Genomic DNA, 13,045 nt, shown 5'->3' on the forward strand with positions numbered 1-13,045 from the left:
AATTTATTATCTTACCGCCACCGTAGTTGTCACCCCATTTGCCCTAAAAGGAGAACGCCATGCTGATTACCCACCTTGGAAAAACCCCGCGCATCGACCCCAGCGCCTATATCGCGCCCAACGCCGTCATTTGCGGCGACGTCACCGTCGGTCCCGGCTGCCGCATCCTGTTCGGCGCCCAGGTCATTGCCGAGGGGGGCGCCATCGCCATCGGCGCGGAGTGCATCGTGATGGAAAACGCGGTGCTGCGCAGCACCGCGCGCCACTCGCTCAGCGTGGGCAACAACTGCCTGATCGGCCCCAACGCCCACGTGGTCGGCTGCACCATCGAAGACGAGGTCTTCGTGGCCACCGGCGCTGCCGTGTTTCATGCGGCGCGCCTGGGCAAGGGATGCGAAGTGCGCATTCACGGCGTGGTGCACTTGCGCACCGACGTCGCTGCGGGCGATACCGTCCCGATTGGCTGGGTCGCCGTCGGCAGCCCGGCCCAGTATTTTCCGGCCAGTGAACACGAGAAGATATGGCAATTACAAATGCCATTGGACTTCCCCCTGACGGTGTACGGCCTCGATCGGGCCGACGCCAGCATGGTGGCCGTCACCCGCGCCATGTCGACCATGCTGGGCACCCATCTCGATGACGTGGACGGCTAGCCGGCGCGGGACACCGTTGTGCGCCAGTCTGGCAGCAGCCTGGCGAATTAATTCACCCCCTTTTGAACTCTAACCTGACCTGAAGAGCACCATGACGAGCGAAAACGTAGATTACGGCCTGACCCCCGACGAAGTTGAATTCTTCTTCAAGAATGGCTACGTCAAGCCATTCAAAGTGTACGAGCCGGAGGAAATGGAAGCACACTGGAAAAAAGTGCGCCTGCAGACACTCAACCGCAAGCACGCTGTGTATGGCGAAAGCACCCTGTCGAACGGCAAGAACAACAACCTGGCCAACTACGACCGCCACCTCGACATTGGCTTCCTGGGCGACCATGTGTGCCACCCGAAGATCGTGCACAAGGTGCGCAGCCTGATGGGGCCGAACCTGCTGTGCTGGAAAAGCGAATTCTTTTCGAAGTACCCGGGCGACGCGGGCACCGACTGGCACCAGGCCGAGTCGTTTGCCGGCGTGGCCGGGCGTCCCCACATCGAGTGGCCCGACAATGCCGAGCGCAAGGGCACGCTGACGGCGTGGTGCGCGTTCACCGACGCCATGATCGACACGGCCTGCCTGGCCATCGTGCCCGGCACCCACAACATGATGTTCTACGACGAGACCAAGCGCCTGGTGTTCGACCCGGAGCGCAACAACAACCTGGTCAAGAACGGCGTGCACCGCGGCCTGTGGGGCTATGACTACCGCGATTTGCAGAAGGACCCGAACTGGGTGCCGGACGAGTCGCAGGCCGTGTACCTGGAAATGAAACGGGGTGAAGTCGTCATTTTCTGGTCGACCGTGCTGCACTCGTCGCTGCCGCACTTGGGCAAGACCCAGGAAATGCGCCTGGGCTTCTCGTCGCGCTACGTGCCGCCGGAAGTGCGCATCCATCCCGATTCCGACGTGCTCACCGAGTTCGGTGGCGAGGTGAGCCTGGAGAACTACGGTGCGATCGTCGTTGCTGGCGAAAACAACTATACGCACAACAAGATCCGCGACACCAACATGCTGGGCCAGCCTTTCAAGCGCGTGTGAGCGGCGGGGCAACGGAGACATATCGATGAACAACTTCCAGGAGCGCACCGTGCCGCACGCGGTCATTACAGCGATGGCCTACACGCTCGGCGAAACCGAGTGCGCCTACAGTGACGTCGTCAATCTGGACGACTTCTTGAAGGCGAACAATTTCCCGAACCTGCCCTCCCTGTTCGGCTGGGGCAAGTACCGCAAGACGGCGGGCGATATCTTCGACCTGGCCATCGACACGGCACGCAAGTCGCTGGCAAGCAGCGGCGTGGCGCCGGCCGAAGTCGACCTGGTGTATGTCTGTTCCACCTGCGTTCCGGGCGACGAGGTCGCGCACATCAAGTACAACGTGCGCCTGCTGGCGGCACTGGGGCTGTGCAACGCGTATCCGATCGGCATCACGCTCAACAACTGCACCAGCTTCCTGTCGGCCATTGCGATGGCAGCGAGCATGGTGCAGGGGGGGCGCTACCGCAACATTCTGATCGTCACGGCCGACAAGGTCTACGACGAGACCATCCGTTTTCAGAATTTTGCCTTGCTCAGCGACGCTGCCGCCAGCTGCATCGTCACGGCGCGGGACACGCCGGGCTTCGCCTTGGTCAACGAGCGTTTCCTGCCCAGTGCCGACCCGGTCGAGCACAATCGGGGCAAGGACGATTCTCCGTTGTACAGCCGGGTCTGCAAGGAATTGCTGGACGGCGCGCGCCTGACCGCCCGTGACGTCAAGAAGGTTTTTACCAGCAATATCTTCAGGCCCATCACCCAGCTCAAGGAAACCAAGCTGGGGTTTTCCAAGGACCAGCTGCACATGGAAAACGTCAGCCGCTACGGCCACTGCTTTTCGGCCGACACGGTCATCAGTCTGGTCGATTACAGCGCCACCAACGGCTTCGCCAGTGGCGAGCACATCGTGATGTCGGCCGATGCGCCCAACCTGCGGGCAAGCCTGCTGTTGCGGCGTCTGGCCTGACGGGCGGGGTGCACCGCACCGACCTATTATTTTTTACTAAGGGAAACACTATGGATTGTGTAATCGAAAAAACTGAAGCAAGGGCCAGCAGCGCGCAGGAGCGCACCGCCGTCCTCGCCGACATCTGGAAAACCATCCTGAACGTCGACAGCGTCGGCGTCGACGTCGAATTCTTCGACATCGGCGGCAACTCGATCCTGCTGCTGGCCATGCTGGAAGTGGTGCAGGAAAAACTGGGCAAGGAAGTCGCACTGGAAGACCTTGCCGAAGGCATCACGATCGAAAAGATCGATTCCTTCCTGGTTGCCTGATGCTCGCCATGTCCGCCGCCGCGCCGCTGGCCCCGGAAGAGGCTTACCGCTTCCGGGCCGCCGGCGCGGCCGACGCCGCCGCGCTGCTGGTGGCCGGGCCGCCCGGTTCGAACCAGGCGCTGATCCTGGCCTACCGCTACCCCTCGCTGGCGGCGCTGTTCCAGGAAGCGGGCTATCCGCAGGCGCCGCGCGGCCTGCATGTGTGCGTGGGCCGGGACGGGCGCATTGCGGGCTGGGCCTGCCGCTACCGCTTCAACGGCCGGGTCGGCTATGCCGGTTCGGCGCAGATCGTCATCGACCAGGATGAAGATCGCTTCAGCGCCCTGGTGGCCCACGGACTGTATGCCCGGCTGGAGGCGGACTGCCGCAGTGCCGGCGTGCACACGGTGGTCAGTACCGTGCACGCCAGCATGGGCACGGCGCTGGCATGGCACCGGGACGCGGGCTTTTCCCCGTGCGGGAATATCGTGCTGGGCGACCAGCAACGGCTGTACATTTTTTCCAGGAGCATCGTCTGACATGATCCGGATCGCAACGATAAACGATGTCGACGCCATGGTCGATGTCTACAACCAGGCCGTCACGGACCAGGTGTACGCCAACTGCGACGACGTGCAACAGCCCGGCCCCGCCTTTGCGGACGCCTATTTTTTCGGCAGCGAGCGCTACATCGTGCTGGTCAAGCTGGACGAGGAGGGCGCGATGCTGGGCTGGGGAGCGCTGAAGAAATTTTCGGCGCGGCCGTACGACCCTGCGATCGCCGAAGTGGCCGTGTATATCGCGCGGGCAAGGCGCTCGCGCGGGCTCGGCATCCGCCTGCTGCAGCAGTTGATCGTGCACGCCACCGGCGCGGGCTTTGACTCGCTGATGGCCGTCATCGTGGGCAAGAACGTGCAGAGCATCCGCGGCAGCGCCTTGTGCGGCTTTGCAGAAGTGGTGCGCCTGCCGGCCATTGCTCGCCTGTACGGGGGCGCGGTCGACATGGTGTGGATGCAAAAAATGCTGGCGCAGACAAGCCGACCCGACCGGCAAGAACCAATTCACCCTATTCACATACCAAGGAATTCGCAGTGACTTCAATCGTAGACAACTCATACCAATTAGGCTACTTCCGCGATAACGACGACTCCCTGCGCCGCCTGAAGGCGCAAGCGTCGATTGTGCTGGACAAGGAAATCGAGCACCTGCGCGCGGCCGGCCTGGCCGACCACCAGCATGTGCTTGACATCGGCTGCGGACCGGGCATCATCTCGACCGCCATTGCCATGCGCACGGCGCCGTGCCGCTTGGTGGCCGGCGACGTCAATGACATCAGCATCGCCGAGACACGCCGCCAGTTCGACACCAATGGCATTGCCAATGCCGAAGTCAAGCTGCTCAACGTGTACGACGAGTCGCTCGCCGAACTGGGCAAGTTCGATTTCGTCTACTCGCGCCTGCTGTTCCAGCACCTGTCCGATCCGATCCGCGCCATGGCCAATGTCCGCGCCAGTCTGGCCGAAAAGGGTCGCTTTTGCATTTGCGACATCGATGACAGCTGGCTCAGCATTGCGCCCGATACACCGGAGTTCGGCGCCTTCATCGCGCGCGCCGGCCAGGCCCAGGCCCAGCGCGGCGGCGACCGCCACGTGGGCAGCAAGCTGGCCAGCTACATGAAGCAGTCCGGATTTGCCGACATCCAGAGCAGCGTGCTGATGGTGACGACCGACATGATCGGCAAGGATGCCTTCTGCGATCTGGTGTTCGGCTACAAGCTCGAATGCATACCGGACGCCGAGCTGGCCACCGCCAGACAGGAGCTCGACCAGATCCGCGAGCGCATTTTCGCGCCGGAAGGCTGGGCGGCGGTCGGCGTGTTCTTCGTCTCCGGCCAGCTGGCCGGCACGGCCGCGCCGGGCGCGTAAGGTTCATCGGGCAGGGCGCCGGCGCCGCACATGCTGCGCCGGCGCCCCGCCATCTCTATCGGAAGCAATCAGGAAGCAATCAGGAAGCAATCAGGAAGCAATCAGGAAGCAACGACGCACATGAGACTCATCGACGGACACACCCACGTGGCATCGACCCATTTCATTCCCACCGAATTCATGGATGGGATTGTCGATAACATGATGGAACAGATGCACCTGTCGCCCGTGCCCGTGGCGCGCGAGCGCGCCATGGCGCGTTTGCTGGCGGGCTACCAGGATCATGACGCGGACATCCAGGTGCGCGAGATGGACAAGCTGGGCATCGAAAAATCGGTGCTGCTACTGCCTGATTTCACCTATGCGCTCAAGGGCAACGCGTATACCGTGGACGAGATGTTCGCCCGCCACTGGCAGATCCTGCAGCGCCATCCCGGCCGCTTCGAGGTGTTCGCCGGGGTTGATCCGCGCTGGGGGCGCGACGGCCTTGCCACGTTCCAGCGGGGGGTGGAGCAGTATGGCTTCCGCGGCCTGAAGCTGTATCCGCCGTGCGGCTACCAGGCCGACGACCCGGCCCTCACGCCATTCTATGAGTATTGCCAGGAATATCACCTGCCGGTGCTGCTGCATACAGGTTCCACCTCGCCCGTGCTGGCGTTCGGCCCGGCCGTGCCGATGCACGTGGACGGACCGGCCCGCAGGTATACCAACATCAGCTTCATCCTGGCGCACGGGGCTGTCAATTACCAGGAAGAATGCGTCAACCTGTGCCGTTACCGGCCGAATGTGTACCTGGACCTGAGCGGGGCCCAGTGGAGCGCCGCCAATCCCCATCACCTGGCCGATTTTCTCAAGCTGTTTTCGAACGGAATCAACCACAAGATCATCTTCGGCACCGATTGGCCCATCAATAAATATCACCTGAACAGCACCATGATCGACCTGCTGCGCAGCGAAGACCAGGGCCGCCCCCGGGTACCGGTGCGCGAGGCGCAGCTGATCCTGGCCGGCAATATCGAACGCATCCTGGCCAAGGCCCGGGTGGCGCGCCCCGCGGCCGACGGCGCGGCGGCGTGATGTTTGCGCCCGCACAGACTGGCTTTACCCAACATTCATGAGGAGTAGCGACTTGCCCGATTTACCTGAACCCACCGCCGGCGCCAGCTGTGCGGACCTGATTGCCCTGTTGCGCACCAACGCGCAGCGCAGCATCACCTATTACAGCGGCAAGGCCGCGCACGAGGTCAGCTTCGGCCAGCTGCACCAGCAGGTCAACGATGCCATTGCCGTGCTACAGGACTACGGCGTGGCCGCGGGCGACCGGGTAGGGGTGGTGGCGGCCAACGGCCAGGCCGCCCTGTTGATCGATTTGGCGCTGCTGGGCGCGCACTGCACCGTGGTGCATCTGCCCGAGAGCGCGGTGGCCGCCACGCTGGCCATGGTCGGCCCCGACAACCTGGACTACCTGATCGTCGAGAGCGATCGCCACGACAGTGGCGCCATGGCGCAGTTCGAGCCGGCCGGACAGGTCGCGGGCCTGGCGCTGTACCGCCGTGCCGGCCCTTGCGCGCGGGCGGCGCCGGCCAAGCTGATGGGCGCTCCGGCCCTGATTTTTTCCTCGGGCACGTCCGGCAAGATCAAGCAGATCGTCGTCAACCCCATCGGCGTGCTGCATAACGCCACCGTGTTTTTCAGCGCCTTCGCGCCGCAGCCCGACGACCGTTTCATGATCTTCCTGCCGCTCTCGAACTACCAGCAGAAACTGCTGATGTACGGCTGCATTTTGTACGGGATCAGCATCTGCCTGACCGACACGCGCCATGTGATGGCGGCCCTGCGCAACTGCCCCAGCACCCTGTTCCTGGCGCCGCCCATTTTCTATGAATCGGCCTGGCAACTGGCCGGCGCGGGCGCCGCGGACGCGGCCCACAAAGCGACCAGCCTGCGCGCGTTCTTCGGCGGCGCCATGCGCATCATGTGGTCAGGCATGGCGCCGATTGCCCCGGCCATCCTGGAAGACTACCAGTGCGCCGGGGTTCCCCTGTACGAAGCGTACGGCATGACCGAATACGGCCCCATTTCCAGCAACCTGCCGGGCCGCAACGTGATCGGTTCGGTCGGGCGGCCGCTGGCCGAGGGCAGCGTGCAGATTTCCGAGGCCGGCGAAATCATCCTGCGCCCCGACACCGCGCTGACCACCGGCTACCTCGCCGAGCACCCCGACGACGAGCGCGCCGTGTACACGGAAGAGGGCGCCATTGCCACGGGCGACCTGGGCTATTTCGACGATCAGGGCTATCTGTTCATCCAGGGCCGCAAGAAGGAGCTGTTGATCACCTCGGCCGGCTACAAGATTCACCCGCAGTCGGTGGAGCAGGCCTTTCGCGACCTGGAGTTTGTCCGGCACGCGGTGCTGATGGGAAACGGCAAACCGTATCTGGGCTTGCTGCTCATCGTCGAGGCGCTCGACGACGCGGTACGCGCCCGCGTCAATGCGCGGGTGGCTCGGCTCAACGCCGACGAGTGCAAGCTGTTTCCCATCAAACGGCTGCTGATTCGGACAGAAAATTTTACATGCGAGAACGACATGCTGACCCGGAACATGAAGCTGAACCGCACAGCGATTGCCCGAACCTACGAACAGGAACTGTTTTGCTAACCTGCGCGGCCACCCGCGCTCATCCCGGACCAACGACTTCATGAATCATTACTTTTTTCTCGCATTGATAGGATTCATCGCGCTGCCGACGCTGTTGAGCAGACTATGCCGGATCGATAAAATCTTTCCGCTTGTGTTCGTGCAACTGATTGTCGGGCTGCTCCTGCAATCGAGCGGCGCGCTGGCCTGGCTGGCCCGGCACGACATGAACTTGACCACGGGCCCACTGGCCGATTCGCTCAACGGCCTGGGCTGGCTGGGCATTTGCCTGCTGATCGCGCTGACCGGGTCCGAGTCGGCGCCCAGGGGGGCGGGCCGCAAGGCCTGGCAGTTCATTCCCGTGAGCGTGGTGGGCTTTTCCGGCACCTGCCTGATCGGCAGCGCGGTCGGCTACGCGCTGGCGCTGCGCTATCCGGTCCTGCTGGGACCGAACGCCGACATCGGCTTGTTCTCGTTTGCCATCGGGCTGGCCCTGTCGGTGACGGCCTTGCCAGTGCTCGTGTCGATCTTGCGCGAGACGGGCCTGGCCGGCAGCGCCATCGGCAACCTGGCCACCAACAGCGCCATGCTGGACGACCTGTGGATGTGGGTGGGCCTGGCCGTGATCCTGTCGCTATCGAACGGCAGCGGCGCCCATCCGGCCGGGCTGCTCGCCGCGCTGGCGCTGTACCTGGTGGTGATGATCGGGCCGGTGCGCTACCTGCTGCGCCGCTGGTGCCTGGCCGCCGCGGGACGCAGCGCCAGCGACCGGATCATCGTGGCCGTGTCGGTGGTGTTCCTGTCGGCCGTGAGCACCGACTACATCGGCCTGCATCCGATACTGGGCACCTTCGTGGCCGGCGCCATCCTGCCGCGCGAAGCACTAGCGGACTGGCGCGATTCGCTGCTCCACTTCAGCCACATTATGCTGCTGCCGTTCTTCTTCATCATGACCGGGCTGCGCCTGAGCATCGAGGTGCAGGGCCAGTCGCTGATCGAACTCACCCTGATCGTCACGGCAGCGGCCGTGTTGAGCAAGTTTTTCAGCATCAGCGCGGCCGCCCGCGTGCTGGGTCACTCGTGGCGCAACAGCTTCGCGCTGGGCAGCCTGATGCAATGCAAGGGCCTGATGGAGCTGGTCGCCATCAACATCCTGCTCGATGGCGGCATCATTTCCGGCCCCATCTTCTCGGCGCTGGCCATAATGGCATTGCTGAGCACCTTGATCACGGCCCCGCTGATGAAAGGGATGCTGGGCGCGCCGGCACCGGTCGCGCCGCTGGCCGGCGTGCCGGCGCAGACCCCCTAAGCCCATGCCGCTCGCCGATCCCGGATTGTGATCTTGTTTCCGATTTTTTATTTGCGCTACTTCGAAGGCCCGCTATGCTACTGACATCACCCACCGGCGCCACCCGTTCCGGCATCTGCGCCACGGTCGGCCTGCCGCTTGCACGCAGCGTGCTGGCCCTGCACGACCTGGCCGACCTGGACTGCGTGGAGGGATCGCGCCAGGCGCGGCATGCCGACCTGTTTCTCAACTTCGACATGCTCACCTCGTGCAACCTGCGCGATTTCGCCCGCGTCAGCCTGTACCTGAAGGCCAACGGCGGCGCCCTCTGCGAAGCCGAACCGCTGCGCCTGATCGTGCAGGCGCTGGGCCACTGGGCCAGTTTCGACTATCCGGCGGCGCGGCGCGATTTTGTCGCCCACATAGCCCGCTACGACTGTGACGTGCTGGCCATCTTCATGCTGCACATGCTGGATTTCTGCACCGGCCGCACGGTCGAGCTGCTTGACGTGCTCAACCGCGCCGACGAGCGGGCGCTGGCCGAGGGCAGCCAGTACCCGTATTATCTGGCCATCAAATCATTCGTGCTGTGCGAACGGGGCGACTATGACAGCGCGCTCGAGCATGGACTGGCCTCGTTCGGCCTGGAACGCGACAATATCTACGCGGTGCATGCCATCACCCACGCGTACCACGAGATGAAAGACGATGCCAGCATCATCGCCTTTCTGCGCGAGCACGAGCATGACTGGATCGACAACCCCGGAATGCGCATGCACGTGTACTGGCACAAGGCGATCGCCGAGCTGGGCCAAGGGCAGCCGGGCAGCGCGCGCGCCTCGTTCGACTACTTCGCCTCGATGCGAGCTTGCTCGCACGCAGAGCAGGACCTGGACATTGTCGGTTTTCTGTGGCGTCACAAGATGGCCTATCCGAACGATCACCGCTACGACGCGCTGTGGCGACAACTGGCGGATCGCTGGACGGGCTGCATCGGCGCGTCGATCTCGTACTTTCACGACTTGCACGCGGCGCTGTGTTTCTGCGCCGCCAACAAGCCTTTCCTGATCAAGAAAATGATCTACCGCAGCGATGGGGTAGGGGTGCCTTACGACGCGCACCAGGTGGGCGTGGCCATCCTGACGGCGGTTTATCACTACTCGGCGGGCAATTACGCCGAGACCGTTTCTATCTTGGAATCGACGCTGGCGCAGTGGCCCAAGATCGGCGGCAGCGGCGCCCAGCGCGAGCTGCTGTCGTTGACACTCCGCGATGCACTGTTACGCTGCCGTACCGCCTCGCCCAAGGTGCACCAGCCCGCGCCGGCGCTGAGCCACCACGCAATCATGGCCGTCACCGGCCTGACTTACTGATGTCCGGCATCTTGCCACGCATCGCCGAGAACGCCATGAAAAGGACACTGACATGATGGTAGCAACACCCGACAATCTTCCCGTCTACCGGCTGCTGACGGGACCGGACGACGCCGGATTCTGCGAGCGCATCAGCGCGGTGCTGGCGCAAGGCTATGTCTTGCACGGCGGCCCGGCGGCGACGTTCGACGGCGCCCGGGTGATCGTCGCGCAGGCCGTCATCTGGCCCCACGTGGTAGTGGCGGCGCCGGGCTCGCCGGCGCAGGACAGAGCGGCATGACCGAGCGCCAATCAAACGAGCCCCCATGGCCGACCCTGGTGCCGTGCGGCTTATGAGCGGGCTGCACCCGGGCCGGGACGGGCGCATTGTTGCTGCCCTCGCGCCTGCGTTGAACATCTACCTGGTGCCGCTCGAGGTCGACGGGTTTGCGCTGGAGCGTTTCGACGAAGCCGGCATTACCCTCCCACCGCAGATTGTGCGCAGCGCCCCGATCCGGCAAATCGAATATTTTTACGGGCGGCTGGCGGCGCGCCAGGCGCTCGCGCAGCTGGGGCTACCCGATGCCCAGATCGGCACCGGCCCCATGCGCGAGCCGTTATGGCCGCGCGGCGTGACCGGCAGTATTTCCCACACCCGGTACCTGGCTGCCGCCATCGCTGCGCCGGCGTCCGTGCACGGCGCCATCGGCATTGATATGGAAACGGTCATCGGCCCGGCACTGCGCCCGGTACTGATGTCGACAGCAGTGTCGCCGGCCGAGATGGACTATCTGTCCGGGCTGCAGCTGGAGCACCCCATGGACTGTCTGCTGACCTTGGTGTTTTCTGCCAAAGAAAGTTTTTTCAAGGCTGCGTTCCCGAAGGTCCGGCGCTATTTCGACTTCGATGCTGTGGAGCTGCGCGCGTTCGACGGCGCGGCCCGTACACTGACGTTCGAAGTGCGTGAAGAGCTGTGCAATTGCTTGCGCGAGGGCGACGTCCGGGTGGTGCGTTACGACATGATCGACGCCGACACGGTGTGTACCCATTGCATTTATGGATTCGAGCAGGAACTGCCGGTCGAGCTGGTGTGGTGCCGGGTGGGCGTGCCGGCGTGACGGCGCAATACGCGGCGAGCACGGCATTGATGCCAACTGAGCGTGAGATCCATTTACTCCAAGTGCTTGCGTGTTGGTGACTTGGCGGACGTAATCTTGTCAGCCCGGAGCAGAAACGGTGCTCGGCAGGTTATGGAGATGTCAGCGTACCGGTCAATCAAAGTTCCTTATGGGAGGAGGATGAGCAGTCGCTGACAATGAGCTTTGCGTTGGAGCGCTTCCCAATGGTAGATCAAAACCAGTAATGAAAATCGAATTCTATAGCATTCGACATTATAAGAATAATGTCATATTTATTGCGTTATTGATTGGATTCTCAACGTATTACGTCATATTATCGACGCTTACTTGACAGGAGGCCTCACCATGGACCTATCAATTCAATCCACTGAAAAAGACCTGCTCGCCGCGATCGAAGATCTGCGTGCGCGTTTCCCGCGTACCCAAGATCTGTACCGCGAGGTCTGCGTCCTGCTGTTTTTCCGACAAGGCATCACGCCCACCGCCAACAAGCTCTACCAACTGGTACGCAAGGGCAGCATGTCAGCGCCGACCGAGGCGCTGAGCCACTTTTGGGACACGCTGCGCGAACGCTCCCGCGTCAGAATCGAACATGCCGACCTTCCGGATGACCTACAGTCGGCCGCCGGTGAAGTGGTGGCGGCGCTCTGGAAATCGGCACAGACGATGTCCCGGAATGCGCTGGCCGGGTTTCAGGCGGAATCGGCCGCAGCGGTCGACGCCGCCAGATCTGGCGAAGCGCAGGCAAAGGCCGGCCAGGCAGAGGCCGTGGAAGCGCTGGAGCAGGCTCGCGCGCAGGCACGTGGCGCCGAGGAACTGGTCGGCCAGCTTCGCCAAGAACTGGCGGCAGCGGGGGCGACAAAAGCGGGCCTTGAGGCGAGTCTGGAAGACTTACGCGGGCGTTTGGCGGACGTACAGATGCGGCTCGATCAGTCACATGATGAGTATGCGGTCGAACGGGAAAAGCTAGCTGAGCGCACTCGTTTGGCGGAGCACCGTTTCGCAGATATGGAAAAGCGCGCGCTTTTGGAAGTTGACCGTGAGCGAACGACGTCGGCGAGGCTCCAGAAGGCGCTCGAAACAGAGCGAGGTGCGCATGCCGCCGCAAGCGAGCGCCTGCATGCGGACCACAATGCGGCCCTGTCAACGATCGGGAAGTTGCGCGAACAGGTCGGCGCCTTGCAAAACTCGGTCGACACTTTCGACAAAGAACGAAACCGCGAGGGTGCAGAGATTCAGTCCCTACGAGTCCAGCTCGAGGCGGCGATACTCCAGGCGGCCGTCGATAGCGCCCGGGCGGAGGAGATACGCGGGGAGCTGCAAAGGTATCGGACAGACGCTAAAACCCGCCCGGAGCGCGCCACTCAGCTTGGGCACGGCAGCAAACGGCAGCGCAAGCCGTCCAGGATTGTCGGCGAGCCGTAGACCCGCGGACCAAGTGTGTTATCCACGGATTTGGACGGCAGACTGCATGGCTAGGCTGCTACGCCGGCGGCTGCCAGCACCATATCCCGTATAAGCGAGGACAGCCAAACAGGCAACGTCAGAAGTTTGTGACCAAACTGACGGCGTCGTGCTGCGTTAAGCATTGGCAGCGACATAAATTTGTTACCAGCCTGCGAAAAGCGGGGGTCTTCTGACAAAAAAGCCCTTATTTGCTGCAACAGAAAGCTGATTGCGTATTCCGCCGAAACTGGACACCTGTTCCGCCGCAAACTGGACAGTCGTTCCGCCGCAAACTGGACACTTGGTCCAGGCCA

At 63.1% G+C, this 13,045-nt stretch carries 14 protein-coding genes; all 14 read left to right on the top strand.

Going from position 1 to position 13,045, the window contains the following annotated elements; translation table 11 throughout:
- The first annotated feature begins 59 nt into the window (after positions 1 to 59).
- The 14 genes from D3872_RS00055 to D3872_RS00115 all read left to right on the top strand — a co-directional run bounded on the left by D3872_RS00055 (position 60) and on the right by D3872_RS00115 (position 12,710).
- Positions 60 to 653, top strand: coding sequence for a gamma carbonic anhydrase family protein (locus D3872_RS00055; protein WP_119808880.1), 594 nt, complete (start codon positions 60 to 62; stop codon positions 651 to 653).
- A 91-nt stretch (positions 654 to 744) separates the two neighbouring features.
- Positions 745 to 1,689: a chlorinating enzyme gene (locus tag D3872_RS00060; RefSeq protein ID WP_119808881.1), complete on the top strand. Its 945-nt coding sequence runs from the start codon at positions 745 to 747 to the stop codon at positions 1,687 to 1,689.
- Positions 1,690 to 1,714: 25 nt separating this feature from the next.
- Positions 1,715 to 2,653, top strand: coding sequence for a 3-oxoacyl-[acyl-carrier-protein] synthase III C-terminal domain-containing protein (locus tag D3872_RS00065; protein ID WP_119808882.1), 939 nt, complete (start codon positions 1,715 to 1,717; stop codon positions 2,651 to 2,653).
- A gap of 50 nt (positions 2,654 to 2,703) precedes the next feature.
- The gene (locus D3872_RS00070) at positions 2,704 to 2,964 is read left to right on the top strand and encodes a phosphopantetheine-binding protein (RefSeq protein WP_119808883.1); all 261 of its coding nucleotides are present in this window, start codon (positions 2,704 to 2,706) and stop codon (positions 2,962 to 2,964) included.
- A complete protein-coding gene (locus tag D3872_RS25455) occupies positions 2,964 to 3,482 on the top strand; it encodes a GNAT family N-acetyltransferase (RefSeq protein WP_182915619.1) in 519 nt (172 codons plus the stop codon). The genes D3872_RS00070 and D3872_RS25455 overlap by 1 nt, the downstream gene beginning before the upstream one ends.
- A 1-nt stretch (position 3,483) precedes the next feature.
- Entirely contained in the window at positions 3,484 to 4,038 is a 555-nt protein-coding gene (locus D3872_RS25460; RefSeq protein WP_182915620.1) for a GNAT family N-acetyltransferase, read from the top strand.
- Complete coding sequence (locus D3872_RS00080) at positions 4,035 to 4,868, top strand: class I SAM-dependent methyltransferase (RefSeq protein WP_182915621.1); 834 nt, start codon at positions 4,035 to 4,037, stop codon at positions 4,866 to 4,868. The genes D3872_RS25460 and D3872_RS00080 overlap by 4 nt, the downstream gene beginning before the upstream one ends.
- A 120-nt stretch (positions 4,869 to 4,988) precedes the next feature.
- Entirely contained in the window at positions 4,989 to 5,945 is a 957-nt protein-coding gene (locus tag D3872_RS00085) for an amidohydrolase family protein (RefSeq protein ID WP_182915622.1), read from the top strand.
- 52 nt (positions 5,946 to 5,997) lie between these two features.
- A complete protein-coding gene (locus D3872_RS00090; protein ID WP_182915623.1) occupies positions 5,998 to 7,527 on the top strand; it encodes an AMP-binding protein in 1,530 nt (509 codons plus the stop codon).
- 40 nt (positions 7,528 to 7,567) lie between these two features.
- Positions 7,568 to 8,815: a cation:proton antiporter gene (locus D3872_RS00095; protein WP_119808888.1), complete on the top strand. Its 1,248-nt coding sequence runs from the start codon at positions 7,568 to 7,570 to the stop codon at positions 8,813 to 8,815.
- Between the two features lie 74 nt (positions 8,816 to 8,889).
- Positions 8,890 to 10,167: a tetratricopeptide repeat protein gene (locus D3872_RS00100; RefSeq protein WP_119808889.1), complete on the top strand. Its 1,278-nt coding sequence runs from the start codon at positions 8,890 to 8,892 to the stop codon at positions 10,165 to 10,167.
- 52 nt (positions 10,168 to 10,219) lie between these two features.
- Positions 10,220 to 10,447, top strand: a complete 228-nt coding sequence (locus D3872_RS00105) for a DUF1737 domain-containing protein (protein WP_220476840.1) — start codon at positions 10,220 to 10,222, stop codon at positions 10,445 to 10,447.
- A gap of 25 nt (positions 10,448 to 10,472) precedes the next feature.
- The gene (locus D3872_RS00110) at positions 10,473 to 11,264 is read left to right on the top strand and encodes a 4'-phosphopantetheinyl transferase family protein (protein ID WP_119808890.1); all 792 of its coding nucleotides are present in this window, start codon (positions 10,473 to 10,475) and stop codon (positions 11,262 to 11,264) included.
- A gap of 366 nt (positions 11,265 to 11,630) precedes the next feature.
- Complete coding sequence (locus tag D3872_RS00115) at positions 11,631 to 12,710, top strand: DNA-binding protein (RefSeq protein ID WP_119808891.1); 1,080 nt, start codon at positions 11,631 to 11,633, stop codon at positions 12,708 to 12,710.
- The last annotated feature ends 335 nt before the right edge of the window (positions 12,711 to 13,045 follow it).

This window comes from Massilia cavernae (genome assembly GCF_003590855.1).
GTDB classification, from domain to species: Bacteria; Pseudomonadota; Gammaproteobacteria; order Burkholderiales; family Burkholderiaceae_D; genus Telluria_A; species Telluria_A cavernae.